Genomic DNA, 19,787 nt, shown 5'->3' on the forward strand with positions numbered 1-19,787 from the left:
GTGACGACAGCCGCAATTCGCATACAGGACGTAAGCAAAGTCTACAAAAGCAGTGGGGGGCGTGAGGTTCAGGCACTAACCCATATCAATCTGGATGTACGACAAAGTGAATTTATCTCGATCATCGGTCCCTCGGGCTGCGGAAAATCAACCTTGCTGAGAATTCTGGCCAATCTGGAGCCTCCCACAAGCGGCCAGATGGACTGGAAGGACTCGGCCGACAACATCGGATTTGTATTTCAGGATGCTACCCTCCTTCCATGGAAAACAGTACTACAGAACGCCAGATTTCCGCTTGAGGTTAAGAAGCTGCTAAGCAAGGATAGCTTAAGTAACCTGGATAAGCTCCTAGAGCTGGCTGGGCTAAAAGGATTCGAGAACGCTTATCCTCGTGAGCTATCTGGTGGGATGAAGCAACGTGTCTCCATTGTGCGGGCGTTATCCTATAATCCAGACGTGCTGCTCATGGACGAGCCGTTTGGCGCACTTGATGCGTTGACCCGTGACAAGATGGGCATCGAGCTGATGCGAATCTGGGATGAGACGAAGAAGACGATTCTGTTCGTCACCCACAGTATTTCCGAGGCTGTATTCTTGTCTGATCGGGTCATTGTCATGTCTCCCCGTCCTGGCAAGATTGATCAGGTTATGGATATCGAGCTTCCCCGTCCCCGCACAGTAGAGGTGAAGGAGACGCTTGAATTCGTTACATATGTCAAGACACTTCGGGAAGTGTTGGGATAGGATGGCTAGACTTAGAATAATCGGGGAGTATGTCTCAGCCGTTGCCGTTCTCGTGTTAATCTGGTCATTATATGTTCGATTTTTTGATGTTCCAGCGTTTCTGCTGCCTGCGCCATCAGCTGTAGGAGTGGCTATGATTGACATGTTCACCACGCAGGACCTCATGTTTCATTTCTCCGTGACCACAGGCGAGGTCTTTGCTGGATTTCTGCTTGGGATTGTGCTTGGCTGTGTAATGGGCTATCTGATTGGCAAAGTCAAGCTACTGGAGGAGGCCTTGATGCCTTATATCCTCTTGGCACAGACAGCACCCAAGATTGCATTGGCACCCTTGTTCGTCATTTGGTTCGGTCTGGGACTTACCTCCAAGCTGGTACTCATTATCTCGATGGTTTTCTTTCCGGTCATGCTGGGTACGATCTTCGGACTCAAGAGTATTACATATAACCTGAAGGGCCTGATGCAGATTACAGGCTTGAACTGGTGGCAGAAGGTGCTGCAGGTGGAGCTTCCATATGCTATGCCACAGATCTTTGCTGGTCTGAAAGTGGGGATGGTGCAGGCTGTCATTGCGGCTATTGTAGCGGAATGGATTTCTGGCGAGAATGGACTAGGGTACCTGCTGGTCTTCAACAGCACCACTTACAACTCACCCATGCTGTTCGCCTCCATTATTTACACCATTATTGTGGGTATTATTTTCTATGCGTGCATCGGCCTATTGGAGAATCGTCTCTTGTTCTGGCACGACTCCAAGCAGAGCAGATCATAGCTTGCCTGCGCGGAGCTGTTCGACTTAGTGATGCTTAAGGTCTAGATATAAAAAAATCTAACACGTAGGGGGAACATGGTATGAAGAAAGTAATGATGCTACTGATGTCTGTGTTGTTGATCAGCGTGCTGACAGCGTGCGGAGCGGCGGGGAGCAGTGATGGCTCTGCGAACACAGGTCAGGATTCCGGGAAGGAAGAGGCTGCTAACGGTGAGCTACGCAAGGTTACGGTTCAGATTGACGGAGCAGCGGTGCCTTATTACGCTCCAATGTATGTCGCCAAGGAGCAAGGCTTCTTCAAGGAGCAGGGCCTGGATGTGGAGTTCCTGTATGCTGATGCCGCTACTATCATACGGAATGTCGCTGCTAATAACGTACAGTTCGGCTTTCCGAATGCAGACACGGTAGTTACAGCCAAGTCTCAGGATCTCCCGGTAAAAGTCGTACACACTACATACCAGCATGGCCTGGGTGCCACGATCTTCAAGAAGAGCAGCGGTATCAGTACTCCTGCGGATCTTAAGGACAAGACGATTGCCGTGACCAGCTATGGCAGCCCCAACTACATACAGCTGCAAGTATTGCTTGAAAGCCACGGACTTAGTATTCGTGACGTTAACGTGAAGATTGTAGGCAGCGGCGCGATCGTGAATGCTCTGGTTGCCGATGAAGTAGATGCGATCATCTTCTCCATGCTGAGAACGGTGGAACTGCAAAATAGCGGTGAGGATGTCGCAGAATTCCGCTCCGATGAAGTCCTCCCCTCCTTTGGTAACGTTGTCGTGACCTCCGAGTCTTATCTAGCATCCAACAAGGAGAATGTTATCGGATTTACCACAGCACTGGATCAAGCGCTGGACTACATTATTAAGGGCGGTAACATAGAATCCTCCATTCAAATGTCTGTAGAGAAGTATGCTCCTACTTTTGCAGGCAAAGAAGAGGTTGTTGCCAAGATTTTTAATGAAGTATTCGTTCCTTACTTATGGCAAAGTGAGCTCACCAAGACAGAGGGCTATGGAGCAGCAGACATGGCAAGATGGCAGACCGCCATCGACAGTCAGCAAAAGTTCGGTATTATTGCCGATTCATTCCCGGCCGAAGAATTGGTATTAACCAATCTGAAGTAACACAGGTGATAATATGAGGAAGAGTGTGCGCAAGACCACTATTACACTGTTGACCTTTCTGATCTTCTTGGTCCTGTGGCAGATGTATGTATCTGTGTCTCAAGTACCTGAGCATATTTTGCCTGGACCATTGAAATATGCCTCAGAGTTCATTCGTATAACCAGTACAAGCAGCTTCAGTGAGCATGTTACAACTACACTGTATGAGATTGCTGTCGGCTTTGGCATTGGTTGCTTGCTTGGTTTGGTCTTCGGATATGTGCTGGCCAAAAGTGAGCTGATGGAGCGTCTAATTACGCCATATGTCGTGCTTGCCCAGATTACGCCCAAAATCTCGATTGCACCGTTGTTTATTCTATGGTTCGGCCTCGGTGCGAGCTCCAAGATTGCCTTGGTGATTCTGGTTGTATTCTTCCCCATCATGGTGAACACCATTATTGGGATTCGCTCGGTAGAATCCAACATGAAGGATCTGTTACATGTCCTTAGAGCCCGTCCGCTCCAGAAGTTCCTCGCGGTGGAGATTCCGTATTCTCTCCCCTCCATCATGTCGGGGGTGAAGGTGTCAACTACCTACGCGATCACAGGGGCGGTCATAGGAGAAATGATCGGCGCCAAGGCCGGGCTCGGTTATCTGGTCATCCTTGGCAGTGAGACCTATGATATCAACCTTATTATGACAGCAGTGCTGATCCTCAGCATCATGGGGCTGATATTATATTCCCTGTGCGGGTATGCAGAGAAGAGACTCTTGCACTGGCATGAATCTCAGGAGCAGGTTATGTAATGAAAAGGATCGGTATGGGAACATCGCCCATGACCGATCCTTTTTGGCTGGAGCTGAACAGCGGTTGACGGGGCTGCCGCTGCAGCAGATTTAACTTACATTTACATATAGTCCGTAAAGGTACTGGGTGTGATGTGTAATGGGTAATGTACGTGTGCTACGGTTGTTCAGGGTTCTCTACATAGTCCTGAAGAGCCCGTAGCTTGTCATCCCAGTACGGCTCGAAGAAGTGCACCCATTGCTGTACTTGTGACAGCGGCTCAGATTGAAGGGTATAACGCGTCTCGCGCCCTACTCGCTGCGGCTGGACCAGTCCGGCTTCTGTCAGCACGAACAGATGCTTGTTGATCGCAGTCCGTGTGATGGGAAATTGTCTTGTGATAGCAGCGACCGCCATTTCCTGGCCTACGAGCAGGTGCAGAATCTGGCGGCGTGTAGGATCGGCAATGGCCTGGAATACATCATATTTGGTAGCTGTAGCAGACATAGTTACCCCTCTACATACTGGACAAGCTTGTCGTGAACGATGCCTTCCCAGCCCCCGTTCATTCGTTCCCTGATGGCTGCATGTGGTTGCCCGAATTCGGTGACCGTCTCTTCATCCCAGCCTGTGTGAATCAATGTGAATTCAGTCGTGTGAGAGGTAAGAGCCCGCAGCTCAAAGATGAGCCGCCAGTCCTTGCCCCAAGCGATCTCCAATCGTGAATTAGGGTCAATATCGATCACTTTGCAGGGAGAGTCTCCGAAAGGACCGGCATGAAGAGTGAATTCATAGCCAAGAATAGGCTCAAATGTACTTGGCATCCACCAGGCTGCAATTCCTTCGGCAGTGGCTACGGCATTCCAGACCTTCTCGATCGGAGCTTTCAGTTGCACGGTTTTTCGAATGTCGGGAATGGATGATTTTTCAGGCATAATGGCCTCCTTTATAATGTGACACCTAGAGGTGTTCTTTTTATTTTGTTCAATATAACACCAAAGAGTGTTATGTTACAAGTTCTTGTGTTATTTTCATGCTGGAACCTGTATCTGTAAGCCTGTATCTTGTAAAGCTGTATCTTGTAGGTCTGTATGATGTGATCTGTATTAGAGACAGAGACATTTGTAGCTATGGTGAAGCCTAGTCTTCCCAAATGATGATTGAGCCAACCAGAATTGTGATTCATAGAGCTGCATGTTATGGTGGGATTGGACAGGGATTCAATGTCGATTCTTAAGATGGAGGTGTCAGACGTCATGAAAGCATTATTCATTGGAGGAACGGGAACGATTAGCTCTGCCATTACAAGCTCTCTGCTGGAACAGGGCTGTGAGCTGTACTTACTCAACCGGGGAACGCGAAATGCTTCTCTGCCGGAAGGTGCTCGCCTTCTACAGGGAGATATTCATGATGAGACGCAGGTGTCCAGTCTGTTGGAGGGACACGAGTTCGATGTGGTGGTGGATTTCATTGCATTTGATCGGAAGGATGTAGAGAGGGATTTTCGCCTTTTCCAAGGCAAGACCAGGCAATATATCTTCATCAGCTCTGCTTCCGCCTACCAGAAGCCGCTATCCGACTATCGGATTACGGAAGGAACTCCACTCGCCAACCCTTACTGGGAGTATTCACGGAATAAGATCGACTGTGAGCATTACCTGATGACACAGTATCGGGAGCAGGGCTTTCCGGTCACGATCGTAAGACCTAGCCATACCTACAGTGAGCGCTCCATTCCACTTGGAGTATCGGGTGCCAAGGGTAGCTGGCAGGTTGCCAAGCGGATGCTGAATCATCAGCCTGTTATCATTCACGGGGATGGTACCTCGCTGTGGACGATGACGCACAGTAGTGATTTTGCCAAAGGCTTCATCGGGCTTATGGGCAATATCCATGCGATTGGAGAGGCTGTGAACATCACTTCTGATGAGACGGTGACATGGAACCAGGTGTACAGTATTGTAGCTGATGCGCTGGGTGTACCACTCAAGGCCGTATATGTACCGTCGGAATTTCTGGCTGCATGTGGTGGTGCCAAGGATTATCGCGGTGGGCTGCTGGGCGACAAAGCACATTCGGTCGTCTTCGATAATGCCAAGCTGAAGCGCTTGGTCCCTGACTTCGTGGCTACGACGCGCCTGGATCAGGGGATCCGTCGTACCGTGCAGCATATTCTGGAGCATCCTGAGCTGCAGACAGAGGATCCGGAATTCGACGTGTGGTGTGACAAGGTTATATCTGCACTGGAAGTAGCTGTGAACACGGTACGGGGCAAATAGTTAGACATACTAATGTAGGGTTATTTTTGAACTCTTAACCATTAACACAGCCGATTCCAGGGGGTTAAGCTCTCCGGAATCGGCTGTTTATCGTGGGAAGGCGAGGTTAGCATAGCCTCACCAGAACACTCCATGGACGGCTTAAGGCTGTGATTGGCCTGTAACGCTATTGCCCGATTTTGTAATATAGTAATCCAGCTTGGCTCCGCTCCAGAAGTGGAAGGTCAGCTTAACCTGTCCGTCACGTACAGAATTGAAGAATTCAGGCTGTAATTGAATGTGCTGTGCGTTGTACTGCGGAACAAAGGTGGTATGGAATTCTTTGAACGATGTCCAGTCGTGCGGGCCTGCATTGCCTCCGGACGTATATACGGCCTCCATGGTGGCCAGTCGGTCTCCCTTAAATTGAGTCGGAATCTGGAAGCTGTTAGTCGTGCCTGTAGCGCTGCCTAGCTGCGGTGTGTCGTATACGATGATGTGCCATTTCCAGTCTGCTCCACCGCTGAATTTGGCTGTCAGCACGGCTTGTTCGCCATGAGTATTACTGGAGATCAGGCCTTGCAGTGTTCCAGCCTTCAAAGTAAGGGTATTACCGCTGATTGTGTAATCCTCGCCTTCCACCAAGGCTGTGGCTCCTGCCTTCAGCGAGACCAGTCCGTGTCCGTTCCAGTTCACAGGCAGTGGCTTGTCTGTAATGGACTCTCCGGCTCTCAGGAATAACAGATCGCTATTCCCTGTCGCAGAGCGTCCTGTCCAGCCCGCTTTCATAATGGCAAATAGATCAGGATCAGACCATGTGAAGGATTGACGGCCAAAGTGCTGTCCATTATCCCATAGTATCGGGGCTATGCCTTTATCTTGCAGATAGTGTCCCAGGAACTCGAAGAATTTCAGCTTCTCTCCCTGTTGAATGACGTCGGTATTCTTATCGAAGCCGAGGAGTCCAAATTCACCCAGGATGACGGGAATGCCGCGTGCGACAAACGTGTTGTATACTCGATCAAAGGTGTTCGTGATGTCACTGCGTACCTCCTGATTGAAGGTGGTAAATCCAGCAAGGTTTACGCTGAAGGGCCAAAATCCGTAAAAGTGGACGGTGGCTATCAGATTCGGATCATCCAGTTGCTCAATCGTGTCGTAGAGCTCGTCCATACGTTCTTGTGTTGGTGATGCCTCCAATGTGGAGAGCACAAGCGGACGTGTGGCATTCTCGCCGCCTGAGCTACGTACGATATCGTGGAAAGATACGTTCAACTCCTCAAGCATGCTGAAGGACAGGGCTTCGCTGGTAGTACCGCCATCGCTGAAGCGAGGCTCGTTGACGCTCTCCATCATCAGCTTGGAGGAATGGTTCTTGAAGCGTTCAGCAATCTGCTCCCAGGCAGCATCATAGCGGGCTCGGACCTGTGTACGATTCTGTTCCATATGGCTGATCCACAGCCAGGAATCATGATGGAGATTGATCATGACGTATAGATCTTCGTCAAGTGCCCAGTTCACGACTTGCTCTACCCGATTCAAATAGGCAGGATTAATGGTGTACTCAGGTGCAGGGCCGATGTGGGCGTTCCAGGTGACAGGAATACGTATACTCTTGTATCCTTGGGCTGCGACGTTCTGAATTAACTGCTGTGTGATGGGTGGATTGCCCCATGCAGTCTCGTCAGAGCCTACAGCATCCAGTGAATTACCAAGATTCCAGCCGGGAGCCATATCCTCAACGTAGGACTGCAATGAACTCGGAGTAGCATTGGAGGAGGTGACTATGCCCTCACGGCCTGATTCCTGAGCAGAAGAGGCGGAGGGGAATACACTGAGGAGCAAAGCGGCAATGACGGCTAACGGTAAAAAGGCTTTTCGTTTACGCTTGATCATGGTTAACTTGTCTCCTTCACTTTATATTGTAAGCGCTTTCTTATACAGAGTAACATACAGAATTTTGAATAAATACCCTCATTATTCGTCTTGATTTCATGCAATAATTAGTTTTATACCCTTTTATTTACATAATGTAAGCCTTAAAAATGATGCCTGTCTCCACATACATTTTAATTCCGCACAAAATTTGATGAATGAGGCTTGCAAGGAAAGAGAAAATAGTTCAATATAAAGATAAGTTATGAGTAGAATTAAGTAAGTTGCTAACCAAAAGGTTGTAAATATGATATTCAAAAATTATCGTACAGGGAGGCCATTAACATGGAAATTGGAATTACAACATTCGTGGAGACTTCACCGGATGTGAAGACAGGCGAGGTCATGAGTCATGCGCAGCGTCTGCGTGAGGTAGTAGAGGAGATCGTACTAGCTGATCAGGTTGGCCTGGATGTCTATGGTGTCGGTGAACACCATCGTGTGGATTATGCAGCCTCTTCCCCTGCTGTTGTACTCGCTGCGGCTGCTGCTCAGACTTCCCGAATCCGTCTCACCAGTGCGGTTACGGTCTTATCATCAGACGATCCTGTACGGGTGTTCCAGGATTTTGCGACATTGGACGGGATCTCGAATGGTCGTGCTGAGATTATGGCGGGGCGTGGCTCCTTTATTGAGTCGTTCCCATTGTTTGGCTATGATCTGAATGATTATGACGAGCTATTCGATGAGAAGCTGGATTTATTGCTGAAGCTGTGTCAGTCGGAGAAGATCACCTGGGAGGGCAAGCATCGTCCAGCTATTCATAATCTGGGTGTATACCCGCGTCCAGTACAACAGACATTGCCTGTCTGGATTGGAAGCGGTGGTAATCAGGAATCCGTCGTTCGTGCTGGCTTGCTAGGTTTGCCTCTGGTATTGGCCATTATTGGTGGACGCCCCGTACAATTCGCTCCACTGGTGGAGCTGTACAAGAAGGCAGCAGCACATGCAGGACATGATACCTCCAAGTTAACCGTTGCCTCTCATTCGCACGGCTTCATTGCGGACGATGATCATACAGCAGCTGAGAAGTTCTTCCCTCCAGCCCAAGCTGTCATGAATATGCTGGGTCGTGAACGTGGCTGGGGCCATTACAGCCGTGCGACCTTCGATGCGGCTCGTAGTCCTGAAGGTGCTCTGTATGTTGGCGATGCTGAGACTGTAGCCAAGAAAATCATTCACCTGCGCAAGGAAGTCGGCATCACTCGCTTCATGCTGCATGTACCGCTGGGTACCATGCCTCATGAGGAAGTCATGCGGGCAATTGAGTTGCTCGGGACGGAGGTAGCCCCACGTGTGCGTGAGGAGATTGCAGCGTGGGAGGCAGCAGGTCAGCCGAAGGAATAAGTCACGTCAACGGCAAACGGCGACTCATCTGCGAACGTAAGGTATGTCATATCCGAGCCCGGTTCCCTTCGCTATAATTATTTAGTTAAGCCATTAATACTTTGACCGAGTCTAAGCTCATGTGAATGATCTAGGGAAGCGTCTCTACATTCACATTCGATCTGGTCAAGGTAAAGAGGCGAATTCAGGAACCGGGAGGGTATCTTCTTTGACCGTAGGAAATGTATACAAAGCACTTGAGCTGCAGCAGCCAGATCAATATGAGCTGGATGGGCTGGAGGTTGGTGTAACTTCGAATTGTAATCTTAAATGCGACTACTGCTGTGCCTATAAGCGCGATGATGGAAATTGCATCAGCGGCCAAGAGGTCATTCGTGTGATTAGTGAGCTACCTACGCTGAAGCGGGTGCGCTTGTCGGGCGGTGAGGTCACCTTGAGATTTCAGGATTGTCTGGACATTATTCAATACTGCTCCAGCCATGGAATTGATACACAGCTGAATACGAATGCCAGCCTGCTTAATGAACGGCGTGTCATGCAGCTACATGAAGCTGGTGTGTCCAATATTCACATTTCATATAACTTTACGGATGCTGAGCGGTATGCTGCTTACTATCGAGTGCCTGCCCAAGTTCATGCGAAGATTGAACATAACATTCGAGCTTGTACAGAAGCAGGTATCAGCACCGTGCTGGAGACGCTACTGTTCGATGAGACACAGGGCCGGATGCTGGACATCAGTGATCGTGTATATGATCTGGGTGTCAGAATCCATGAGATCCAGAACAGCATCATTATGGATCATCGCGGCTGGAACAAGATCGCTTCACGCGAAGCACTGATTCGTTCGGTTCAGGAGCTCATTGCGCACAAGCAGGAAGATACGATGCTGTACTTTACATGTATGGATCGCTTTGCGGATCGTCTCGGACTTCAAGGCCAGCCTGGGGTGTACTTCTCCAATTGCGTAGATGGTACTCGTCAGCTCCATTTGCACGGGAACGGAGACATCATTATCTGTGAGCTCTGTCATCCGGTGGTGATCGGCAATATTTATCAAGGTACGTCTCTGAGTAATATATATCAGAACAGGCCACAGGCCTTACAGGAATATCTGGAGAAGCTGCCATGCCCGGCGTATGAAGCACTCTTCGGCGGTGAGTGAACCTAGGCTACCAATTAACCTTTAGCTAATGATAGCGAGTACGCTTGTTCATCATATGAACCATGTGGCCGGATACATTCGTATCCGGTTTTTTGGTATACCCTGAGCAGGAAGGACCATACTATGCAGACAGTGCATGGTTAGGGACTGGTGTTCAGTCATCCGGGAAGGGATGAAGTGAAGCATCGGGATTCATTTCGATATAGGGGGCAAAAAGTAGGACCCATGGCTGTGGTATGCATTCAAGCTGGGAGGCTGTGTAATGGGCAAAAAGATGAACCTGCTAATCTTCAGTGGGGATTACGATAAGGTCATGGCTGGATTGATTCTGGCTAATGCTGCTCGGGATATGGACGTGGAGGTGACGCTTTTCTTTGCATTCTGGGGGCTGTTGGTGCTGCGTGACCCGGAACGAATGACGAACGAAGGCAAGACGCTGCATGAGAAAATGATGAGCTGGATGACGCCCAAGGGACCGGAGGAGCTGCCGCTCTCACATATGAACTTCAGTGGACTGGGCAAACAGATGATGACAGATATGATCGAGGAGCACGAGGCTCCAAAGCTGATTCATTACCTTAAGGGGGCACGCAAGAAGGATGTTCGGTTCTGTGCCTGCAAGCTGTCTGTCGAGATCATGGGCTTCAAACCAGAAGAGTTCATTCCAGAAGTTGAGATTATGGATGCCCAGACATATTTGGGGGATGCACTTCAGTCGGATATGCAGCTGTTCATATAGGCAAAATTCCAAAAAGCCCCTGCATACATTGCAGGAGCTAACTCGGGCTTCATTTACGCTGAATAGCTTCTAAATACCTAAGTGAATAGGCTAGCTGCGAGGCTTGAAAATACCAAACGGACGTCCTACAGGAAGGAACACTCGTCCAAAATGGACATTCAGTACTGCTGCGCCTGCGCCATAAAGGGATAGCAAACCGATCGCCATCTCAGAGTATGCTGCCAGTGCGTGTGATGCTTCCTCTGCAATCCCGAAGGCGTTCAGTGTGAGTCCAAGGAACAGGAAGTCGATCAGCAGGAAAATGAAGAATAGTACCTTGTGTGTCTCCATAGCCCCGATGGTCATGAAGATGGTGAAGATCAGGTACCCTGCGAATGCAAAGCCGAGCTGACGTCCGTCCACCTGAGCGGCAAGCTCAGGGCCGAACGTGCCGAGCTTGATCATCCAGCCAGCTGCCATGGAGAACCAGAAGAACGCGTAGGCTCCGAAGGCTGTCATGCCGAAGGTGTTGTTGTGCTTGGCATCCAGCAGACATGCTAGTAGCTGGGCACAAGCTCCCAGGAATACGGCCCATGGAATGACGAGGCCAAGGCCTTCAGTCAGGCCCAGCTTTTGGGACGAAGCGACGAGTGTGACGATCGCCAGCCCGAATAGACCAATCCCGCTAGGATCGGCCGTTACAATCTTGACTTGAGTATGCGATGCGCTTTGCATGTGTTGCCAATGCCTCCAATATAATGGGTTCGTCATCTCCGCACGGAAATGATACAGCCTACAGTATAACGGATGTGAACACGTTCGCATAGAGCATAAATTGGGAAAGCTTTGTGTCGGGAATGGACTACTGCTGCGGGGCTCAGTACATAGTGAGCAGTTGTGATTGCAGTCTATTCAGGAAGTATATTCATGATTAATAGAATAAAAGAAGAAAAAAGAGACCTGATTCAGAGTGAGTCAGGTCTCTTCTATGCACAAATGCTGTATACTGCATGCTGTTATAAGAAATTAGTATTTGTCTCCAGAGAACTTCGGATTAGGTCCATACTGATTATCCGTTGGCTCGCTATCAAGGCAAAGGAAATACAGTACAACAAAAGCACCGAATGGAACGAAACTAAGCAGGTACCACCAACCAGATTTGCCGATATCATGTAAACGACGAATAATTACAGCCAAACTAGGAAGCATAACAGCCAGAGAGTACAGGTAGACTAGGAGAAGCTCAATGCCAATCAGTTGCCCTATTATAGCAAGAACTAGAACAGCGATAGCATTGAATAGCGCGAACATCCAGTACTCTTTGCGTCTTGCTCTTCCAGAGAAGCCAACATAATTTTTCAACACCTTTAAGTACCATTCCATAATAAAATAAATTCCTCCTTAAAAATATGTAATATTAATCACAGCATTCAGCATCCGACAAATTATACCTTAATTAGCGTATGTCGGAAAGACCATAATATTCCTGAAAAGATAAAATTGATGATATAAATAGACTTTTTTAAGTTATATTGATGTGAGCTTTGAATTTTGGCTATGCTAGCAGTCTAAATACGAGATTATAAGCATATACATAGGAGCGGCAAATAAAAATAAGCCTGTTATAAGCATGATATGATATATTTGAGAAAATATGACTATTAGGGGGAGCAACTTTTGGTAGGACGTAGTGGTAATCCGACATTAAATGACAACACTTTTGAAAGGGACGACTTTTATGGCTCACACGAGCCGATGACGATTGGGGGCACGGTCAATAAGGCTTTCATGACATTGGCCATCCTGATCGGTGCAGCTATCGTTTCCTGGACGATGTATTTCAACGGGTATTCGGTGGGGGGACTCATCATCGGTGGTGCCATCGCGGGATTCATTCTGGCCCTGATCATTTCCTTCAAACCAACAACAGCGCCCTATCTGGTGCCTATATATGCTATTGCGGAGGGGCTGTTCGTTGGGGCACTGTCTGCCAACTATGAGGCTTTGTATTATGGAATTACCCTGCAAGCCGCTCTGTTGACCATGAGTGTATTTATAGCTTTGTTGCTGGCTTATAAATCAAGAGTCATCCGTGCTACCCAGAATTTCAGATTAGGCGTATTTGCTGCCACTGCAGGCATTGCATTAATGTACCTACTGAGCTTTGTTCTGAGCTTTTTTGGTATTACCGTACCTTATCTTCATGATAACAGTCTGATCGGTATCATTATCTCGCTCGTCATCGTTGTAGTGGCTGCGCTCAATCTGGTCCTGGACTTTGACTTCATTGAGAGAGGAGCTGAGCAGGGGGCACCGAAATATATGGAGTGGTATGGCGCCTTCGGCCTGATGGTTACGTTGGTGTGGCTGTATCTGGAAATGGTCCGTCTTCTCGCTAAGCTGCGCAGCCGCGACTAATCCGGACAATCATCCTGTAGCTGTTCAAACGGCTGCTATGTAGAAGCAATCTTCCTAGTGAAGATTGCTATTTTTTTTGTGCTTGTGCACACGGAGAGATAAGTCCTATTTGTAGAGCTACTCTAATTTGGTTTGCCTTTAATCAGAATGTTGGAGGCCTTGCCGAAGTCAATTCCTACCTTACCTGTCAACTCGGCCACCTTCTGTGCCAGGACGACTGCATTCACGCCACAGCAAATCAAAGCCACATCGAACTTGTCGCGGTTGTGGAGCATGAATTGCAGAGCTTCGGTCATCTGTTCGTATTGGACGAATGGGAAGGTCAACGTAACCTGCATACGGTAAGGATCCTTCTGGAGTACGCTCTTCAGTTGGGCAATGGATTGATACATGAGCATAATCCGTCGTCCACGCAGCATAGCCCAGAACCGCGGGTCCTGCGCCAGCTGGCGGTTGATCCATGCCGGACAGGTGTGGATTGGACGCAATTGATAGTGAGTCATGATCTTGTCCGTCAGCTCTCGCTTGAGATAAGAAGGAGCCTGGATAATCTGGTCCCCGGGTGGGAGCAGACCTACAATATCGGCTCTGCGAATGGAACTGACCAGTAGATTCCTGAGCGAAATATTAGGAAGCTTTACACCCTTTTGTCCCTGATTGGCTTTGATGACCCAAGGCTCCTGCAGAATCTCATCCATGGACATGACGGAATTTTGTGACAGTACCAGGTTCTCCCCGTCGCCAATCCGAACCAGTGAAAAGGGTTGCCCTGTCTCCAGGGCCATACCAATTTTTCGGATGACTTCATCTTGCCCCAAATGGACGCTATTGGCCATAACAGCACACTCCTTTGCAGCTTGCCTCTCCTCATAAGAGATTCTATGAACAAGTTAGCGCGCACGCTTGTACTCCAGACCTGATTGGCATCAGAAAATCAGCCTGTTCTGTCTTTGCACCGGATACAATATCGCGACAGAGCTAGCGAATAACTATCTTTTGCTGATAGCTAGCGATTGTCCATTCCAATTGAAAGGATCGTTCATAAGTTAATATATGCTGCGAGCATAGGAGAAGGATAACAACGCAAGGAAGTGAGTGAATGTCAAGCAAAAGAGTCGTAATTGAAATCAATTTCAACAACTATGGCCTCGACCCTGCAAGGCTGACGGAGCCGTGGATTGCCAATCGGATTGCTATCTTTCAGAAATACACGCTGCGAAGCCTGAAGAAGCAGACGAATCAGGATTATCTGTGTCTGATTAAGATAGCAGGAGGCTGCGAGCAGATCATCAAGTCTGTTCTTAGTAAATATCCGTCACTTCCGGCTCATATCCGCTTTGTGACCAGTATTGAGGCCAAGCGCCAGACCGAAGCCTACATTACAGGCTATGAGGATGTGTACATCGCTCGTCAGGATTCGGATGATCTCTTTCACAAAACCTTCGTCCAACAGCTCCATCAGTTCAAGCATATGCCTGCCACCGAAGTGCTGATTACCCAGTATGGCTACATGTGGGATACCGTGGAGAACAGTATGATTCCGATGTATTTTGAATCGCCGCAATATTATACCTTCATCTATAGTGTCAAAGATTTCATGGCGGGCAAGCGCTACAAGCTTCCCGGAGGACACGGCTATGCCATCAAGATGCGCCATGAGCTGCTGAAGCCGCGGAACTACGTTAATATCGTGCACCCTTCCATTACCTCTAAGAAGCGGCTGCCGGCGCATATTACCAGGCTGACTCCCGCCAATATGAAGAACATTCTGAATGACTTTATGTAGATGTGTATCTCAGGGGCATTTGATCTAGAATGCGGACGAATGCCGAACTGGTGGTACATTTAATACTCCAAGACGGGAAGGAGATTCTCATGTTCAAAGACAAGACGATTCTGATCACAGGTGGTACGGGATCGTGGGGGTATGAGTTGACTCGCAAGCTGCTCAAGAAAGCCCCGCGCGAGATTCGTATCTTGTCCCGTAATGAATTCTCACAGGTCAAGATGCAGCGAACGTTCCAGTCCGGGGTGATCAAGTTCATCATTGGTGACGTACGGGATTATGAGGCTGTTCATGAGGCCTGCCGCGGCGTGGATTATGTATTCCATCTCGCTGCGCTCAAGCATGTGCCTGTCTGTGAGGAATATCCGCAGGAAGCGCTCAAGACCAATGTGCTGGGTACGGAGAATATTATTAAGGCCAGTATCGAGCAGAGGGTCGAAAAGGTTATCGATGTCTCCACCGATAAGGCAGTGGACCCGATCAATTTCTATGGCATGACCAAGGCGCTCGGAGAGAAGCTGATGATTCGAGCCAATCGGTTGAGCCCCAATACCCGCTTCGTATGTATCCGTGGCGGTAATGTGCTGGGAACGAACGGCAGCGTGGTGCCGCTGTTCAAGCAGCAGATTCTGGATGGCAAGGATCTGACACTCACGCAAAAGGATATGACCCGGTTCTTTCTGACGGTCTCAGAGGCCATTGATCTGCTGCTGGAGGCTTCTTATGCCGCAATTGGTGGGGAGACGTTCGTGATGAAGATGAATGCTTGTCTGATTACGGACTTAGCGAAGACGCTGGGCAAGTACTTATCCAAGCAGGAGGTAGGCTTCAAGGAGATCGGAATCCGTCCGGGAGAGAAGCTGCATGAGGACTTGGTATCGCCTTATGAAACTCCCTACACCTATAAGTATAGCGAACAATATTATGTCATACTGCCTTCCCATCCTTCGGCAGAGCTGGTGGAGAGGTACAAGACATATCCGGCTGTTACCTTTGACAAATACCACTCCAATGCGAACCTTCTGGATGAAGAGGGGATTGCGAATCTGTTGAAAAGAGGCGGCATGCTGGCCGCGGATGCCCGTCCGCTCAGATAACCGCTTGGATAATAGGCGGGAGGGAAAGTCAGATGGCGAATAATGATCAGGTAAATCTGCGCTATTATGGTCTGGTGAATTCCGAGCAGTCCCATGAAGCTACACGACAGCGCGTGCACTGGATATGCAAGCGTGTGGTCGGGAACACAGTGCTCGACATTGGCTGCAGTCAAGGGATCACCTCCATATTGTTGGCCCGTGAGGGCTTCCAGGTCACAGGTATTGATATTGAGGATACAAGCATCAAGTACGCCAGGAGTGAGCTGATGAAGGAATCGATCCTGGTACAGAGGAAGGCCCGCTTTCTACTAAAGGATATAACGATGCTGCAGCCCAAGGAAGGAATGTATGACACGGTCATCATGGGGGAGATTCTGGAGCATTTTTCCCAGCCTAACAAGTTGCTGTCAGCTGCTTACCGTCTGCTGAAGAAGGGGGGGAGGGTCATTATTACCGTGCCCTTCGGCTACCTCCCCTTCCATGATCATAAGCATTCCTACTATGTTGGGAGCTTGTGCAGGCTGCTGGAGTCTTATTTTGATGAACTGAGAGTCGAGGTACAGAGCAAATATATATGCTATGCAGGACGCAAGAAGGATGTTATTAGCAAGCCGATTGACACCACCTTCAAGGTTCCACAATTACTCAAGTGGATGCAACTGGATCAAACCCAATATCTCGATTATGAGAAGAAGAGCGACAAGCTGCTCAGGGAACGGAAGCAGTATATGGACAACAGGGATAAGCAGCTACAAGAGCTGCGCCAGCAATCCGAGCAGCTCAGCAAACAAGTGGAGGTACTGAGGGTCCAACTGGCTCAAGAGCGGGTGAATGTCGCTCAACTGCGGGAACAACTGCACAGCGGACTCGGTAAATAAGATTCAGGATGACCCGGCATAGTACGGAATGCTATATGTTCAAGTTCGCCTGGGAGTCTCCGCCAATGGGCAGTCCATGATCAAGCTATGGAGATGAATAGTAAAACTATGGAAAGGATGTGAAGGCTGCCCAAGGGCAGCCTTCTTGTCTTTGAATTAGCCCATACAGCGGTGGCCACTTCCCGCAGTATGGGCTACCTTGTATGGTGGTTGTATTCACGATATGGAGCCCGCCCACCTGCTATTCACTACTCATGAAGTGATGGTTCCATCCGCACGGGCCTGCTCAGGTGGATTATTCTACGGGCAGGCGATATACAGCAAAAGGCTCCTGATGAATATAACGGCTGCTCGCATCCTCCAGCCGCTGTGCGATGTCGCCACTGTAGGACAAGTCTACACTTAGCAGGCTTTCAAGCAGCTGCTCTGGACGAGTGGCACCTACAATAACCGTAGAGACGGCAGGCTGGTGCATGAGCCAGGCCAGTGACAGAGCTACAGGACTGGTATTCAGCTCAGCAGCCAGCGTTCCTACCTCTGTCCCGAGTTGAATCCGATCTGGACTCAGAAAGCGTGAGAAGTTAGGGTCCGTGTCTGCTCTGGACCCTGAAGGAACTTGTCCCTGAGCATATTTGCCTGTCAGAATACCTCCAGCAAGGGGGAAGTAAGGGATAATACCGATGCCCTGATCAAGGCAGAGAGGCATCAGCTCTCTCTCAGGAGTGCGATCTGCAAGGGAATAACTAACCTGGATGGATATATAACGAGCGAACCGCTGCTGCTCACTGATGCTGAGTGCCTTCATGAGCTCCCAGGCTGCATAGTTAGATGCTCCGATATAGCGGATTTTACCGGCAGATATCAAATCATCCAATGTGCGGAGAGTCTCTTCCAGTGGTGTTGATGGATCGAAGGTGTGAATCTGATACAGATCTACATAGTCAGTCTTGAGGCGACGAAGACTATCCTCCAATTCGCGCTGGACATGGAGACGCGAAGAACCAGCTTGATTCGGCCCCTGTCCGCGAGGTAATCCGGCCTTGGTCGCCAGCACAGCCTCATGTCGTCGCCCTTGCAGAGCAAGACCGATGATGCGTTCCGACTCGGTATTGGCATAAATATTGGCGGTATCCAGGAATTGTATCCCTGCATCGAGCGCGGTGTGGATGATTCGAATGGAGCTCTCCTCGTCAGCTCGTTTCCCAAAGGCATTCGTGCCCAGTCCTAATGCAGATACCTGTAGACCACTGTGCCCCAGACGGCGGTAATGCATGTTGCTCACTCCTTTGCATTCAGTTGGTCCTATTATTGCAAATACTCACTGGGCCATGCAATGTGCCAGCTACTGTGTCAATGCGCTCTTACTAAAGTGACCCATTCGTGCCACGTGTAGCTCCTCGTGCTTGGTGCCCTCCTCTTGGTCCTGCTGCGCGTCATACGCTAGTCTGCTAAATATGCGAACGGACAGTATTCGCATGTGCGGTGGCGGTTGTCTCATGGCGCTGTAGCCTGTAACTCCATACAACTAGAAGAGCAGCTAAAGCGACCATGAGTCCACCCACCCAGGTGGTATGGATCAGGCCGATACTTGCGGTTACTTGTCCGCCGATGAATGCACCTAACGCAATCCCCGCATTGAAGGCTGCGATATTCAGGGCAGAAGCGAAATCTACAGCAGTAGGAGCATATCGTTCAGCCAGAGTAACAACATAAATCTGCAATCCTGGTACGTTCATGAAGGCCAGCAAGCCCATGAGCAGTACCGTTATTAGCCCAAGCACAGAGTCCGCTGCAGTCCAACCGAGAATGAACAGGACGACGGATTGAGCTATGAACATGAATAAGAGTGCTCGTAGCGGCTTTTGATTGGCGACTCGCCCTCCAATAATATTACCGAGCGCAATAGCTAGCCCATAGATTAATAAGATGACGGCCACCGTCGATTCATGATAGCCTGAGATATTTTGCAACAATGGTGCGAGATAAGTGAATACCGCGAAGGTTCCGCCATAGCCTAGAGCAGTCATGGCAAAAGCCAGCAGTAGCCGGTGATTCGTAAGTAGCTTGATCCGATCTCGTATAGAAGCTAACGAGCCTCCGCGTAGATCTGTAGGAACTAATAGCTGATTGGCAAGCAGGCTCAGTATACCAATAATGACAATTACAATGAAGGCAACGCGCCAGCCCCATTGTTGTCCAATCATGGTGCCCAGCGGAACTCCGGTAATCGTAGCTACGGTTAAGCCGGAGAACATGATAGCGATGGCACTCGCTCGGCGGTTCGCAGGGACGAGCTCGGCAGCAATGGTGGACCCGATGGACATGAACAATCCATGGGCGAGAGCAGACAGCACCCTGGCTACCAGCAGCAGGACAATGCCTTGAGCCGCAGCAGCTAAGCTATTCCCTAGAATGAAGACCAGCATAATCCCGATCAGCAGGTGCTTACGTCGTACTCCCGAGGTCAGAGATGTTAGAATCGGTGCTCCAAGCATGACGCCCAGCGCATATAAGGTGACGGTCAGGCCAGCAGTCGTAACGGATATATGAAGATCATTGGCGATCAGGGGAAGTAGCCCTACGCTAATGAACTCGGTCGTTCCAATGGCAAATGCGCTAACGGCAAGAGCTAGCAGAGCCAGCCTGCTCCGTGCATTAGATGTAGACATGAAATGGATCACTCCTAAATATTGAGATGTGTAGCAGGTAAGTGCTATTATGACTGGAAGGAATACAGATGAATAGTACGTACTTTTTAGTGATATAAGTACC

Annotated in this window: 20 protein-coding genes; 12 read left to right on the top strand and 8 right to left on the bottom strand. The window is 49.2% G+C overall.

Going from position 1 to position 19,787, the window contains the following annotated elements; genetic code table 11:
* From K331_RS0113000 to K331_RS0113015, 4 genes are all read left to right on the top strand, one after another.
* Positions 1 to 744: an ABC transporter ATP-binding protein gene (locus K331_RS0113000; protein ID WP_028590638.1), complete on the top strand. Its 744-nt coding sequence runs from the start codon at positions 1 to 3 to the stop codon at positions 742 to 744.
* Between the two features lies 1 nt (position 745).
* Positions 746 to 1,516, top strand: a complete 771-nt coding sequence (locus K331_RS0113005) for an ABC transporter permease (RefSeq protein WP_028590639.1) — start codon at positions 746 to 748, stop codon at positions 1,514 to 1,516.
* An 80-nt stretch (positions 1,517 to 1,596) separates the two neighbouring features.
* The gene (locus tag K331_RS0113010) at positions 1,597 to 2,646 is read left to right on the top strand and encodes an ABC transporter substrate-binding protein (RefSeq protein WP_028590640.1); all 1,050 of its coding nucleotides are present in this window, start codon (positions 1,597 to 1,599) and stop codon (positions 2,644 to 2,646) included.
* 13 nt (positions 2,647 to 2,659) lie between these two features.
* On the top strand, positions 2,660 to 3,433 hold the full coding sequence (locus tag K331_RS0113015; RefSeq protein ID WP_051289819.1) for an ABC transporter permease: 774 nt from the start codon (positions 2,660 to 2,662) through the stop codon (positions 3,431 to 3,433).
* Positions 3,434 to 3,590: 157 nt separating this feature from the next.
* On the opposite strand, the gene K331_RS0113020 is transcribed toward K331_RS0113015, so the two are convergent.
* Both K331_RS0113020 and K331_RS0113025 read right to left on the bottom strand, forming a co-directional pair.
* Positions 3,591 to 3,920 carry an ArsR/SmtB family transcription factor gene (locus tag K331_RS0113020; protein ID WP_028590642.1) on the bottom strand — a complete coding sequence of 110 codons (330 nt, stop codon included), beginning with the start codon at positions 3,918 to 3,920 and terminating at the stop codon, positions 3,591 to 3,593.
* A 2-nt stretch (positions 3,921 to 3,922) separates the two neighbouring features.
* Entirely contained in the window at positions 3,923 to 4,348 is a 426-nt protein-coding gene (locus K331_RS0113025; RefSeq protein ID WP_028590643.1) for an SRPBCC family protein, read from the bottom strand.
* Between the two features lie 321 nt (positions 4,349 to 4,669).
* Between K331_RS0113025 and K331_RS0113030 the strand changes: the two genes are divergently transcribed.
* The gene (locus tag K331_RS0113030) at positions 4,670 to 5,692 is read left to right on the top strand and encodes an SDR family oxidoreductase (RefSeq protein WP_028590644.1); all 1,023 of its coding nucleotides are present in this window, start codon (positions 4,670 to 4,672) and stop codon (positions 5,690 to 5,692) included.
* Positions 5,693 to 5,833: 141 nt separating this feature from the next.
* Here K331_RS0113030 and K331_RS0113035 read toward each other — a convergent pair whose 3' ends face one another.
* Positions 5,834 to 7,567, bottom strand: coding sequence for a cellulase family glycosylhydrolase (locus K331_RS0113035; protein WP_028590645.1), 1,734 nt, complete (start codon positions 7,565 to 7,567; stop codon positions 5,834 to 5,836).
* Between the two features lie 324 nt (positions 7,568 to 7,891).
* On the opposite strand from K331_RS0113035, the gene K331_RS0113040 reads away from it, so the two are divergent.
* The 3 genes from K331_RS0113040 to K331_RS0113050 all read left to right on the top strand — a co-directional run bounded on the left by K331_RS0113040 (position 7,892) and on the right by K331_RS0113050 (position 10,857).
* Positions 7,892 to 8,953 (top strand): LLM class flavin-dependent oxidoreductase, encoded by a 1,062-nt coding sequence (locus tag K331_RS0113040; RefSeq protein WP_028590646.1) that lies wholly within the window; start codon positions 7,892 to 7,894, stop codon positions 8,951 to 8,953.
* 208 nt (positions 8,954 to 9,161) lie between these two features.
* Positions 9,162 to 10,118, top strand: coding sequence for a radical SAM protein (locus K331_RS0113045; protein WP_028590647.1), 957 nt, complete (start codon positions 9,162 to 9,164; stop codon positions 10,116 to 10,118).
* Between the two features lie 262 nt (positions 10,119 to 10,380).
* Complete coding sequence (locus K331_RS0113050; RefSeq protein ID WP_025681560.1) at positions 10,381 to 10,857, top strand: DsrE/DsrF/DrsH-like family protein; 477 nt, start codon at positions 10,381 to 10,383, stop codon at positions 10,855 to 10,857.
* Between the two features lie 90 nt (positions 10,858 to 10,947).
* On the opposite strand, the gene K331_RS0113055 is transcribed toward K331_RS0113050, so the two are convergent.
* Both K331_RS0113055 and K331_RS0113060 read right to left on the bottom strand, forming a co-directional pair.
* Positions 10,948 to 11,571: an acetate uptake transporter gene (locus K331_RS0113055; protein WP_018883838.1), complete on the bottom strand. Its 624-nt coding sequence runs from the start codon at positions 11,569 to 11,571 to the stop codon at positions 10,948 to 10,950.
* A gap of 291 nt (positions 11,572 to 11,862) precedes the next feature.
* Positions 11,863 to 12,219, bottom strand: coding sequence for a DUF805 domain-containing protein (locus K331_RS0113060; RefSeq protein WP_028590648.1), 357 nt, complete (start codon positions 12,217 to 12,219; stop codon positions 11,863 to 11,865).
* Between the two features lie 294 nt (positions 12,220 to 12,513).
* Here K331_RS0113060 and K331_RS0113065 point away from each other — a divergent pair, with 294 nt between their 5' ends.
* Positions 12,514 to 13,254 (top strand): Bax inhibitor-1/YccA family protein, encoded by a 741-nt coding sequence (locus tag K331_RS0113065; RefSeq protein ID WP_028590649.1) that lies wholly within the window; start codon positions 12,514 to 12,516, stop codon positions 13,252 to 13,254.
* A gap of 122 nt (positions 13,255 to 13,376) precedes the next feature.
* On the opposite strand, the gene K331_RS0113070 is transcribed toward K331_RS0113065, so the two are convergent.
* Entirely contained in the window at positions 13,377 to 14,090 is a 714-nt protein-coding gene (locus K331_RS0113070) for a GT-D fold domain-containing glycosyltransferase (protein WP_028590650.1), read from the bottom strand.
* 263 nt (positions 14,091 to 14,353) lie between these two features.
* Here K331_RS0113070 and K331_RS0113075 point away from each other — a divergent pair, with 263 nt between their 5' ends.
* From K331_RS0113075 to K331_RS0113085, 3 genes are all read left to right on the top strand, one after another.
* Positions 14,354 to 15,040: a glycosyltransferase family A protein gene (locus K331_RS0113075; RefSeq protein WP_028590651.1), complete on the top strand. Its 687-nt coding sequence runs from the start codon at positions 14,354 to 14,356 to the stop codon at positions 15,038 to 15,040.
* 89 nt (positions 15,041 to 15,129) lie between these two features.
* The gene (locus tag K331_RS0113080) at positions 15,130 to 16,137 is read left to right on the top strand and encodes a polysaccharide biosynthesis protein (RefSeq protein ID WP_028590652.1); all 1,008 of its coding nucleotides are present in this window, start codon (positions 15,130 to 15,132) and stop codon (positions 16,135 to 16,137) included.
* 32 nt (positions 16,138 to 16,169) lie between these two features.
* Positions 16,170 to 17,015 (top strand): methyltransferase domain-containing protein, encoded by an 846-nt coding sequence (locus K331_RS0113085; RefSeq protein WP_028590653.1) that lies wholly within the window; start codon positions 16,170 to 16,172, stop codon positions 17,013 to 17,015.
* A gap of 295 nt (positions 17,016 to 17,310) precedes the next feature.
* On the opposite strand, the gene K331_RS0113090 is transcribed toward K331_RS0113085, so the two are convergent.
* On the bottom strand, positions 17,311 to 18,288 hold the full coding sequence (locus K331_RS0113090) for an aldo/keto reductase (protein WP_028590654.1): 978 nt from the start codon (positions 18,286 to 18,288) through the stop codon (positions 17,311 to 17,313).
* A gap of 175 nt (positions 18,289 to 18,463) precedes the next feature.
* Entirely contained in the window at positions 18,464 to 19,684 is a 1,221-nt protein-coding gene (locus K331_RS0113095; protein WP_028590655.1) for an MFS transporter, read from the bottom strand.
* Positions 19,685 to 19,787: the final 103 nt, after the last annotated feature.

The organism is Paenibacillus massiliensis subsp. panacisoli DSM 21345 (assembly GCF_000426545.1).
Classification (GTDB): Bacteria; Bacillota; Bacilli; order Paenibacillales; family Paenibacillaceae; genus Paenibacillus; species Paenibacillus panacisoli.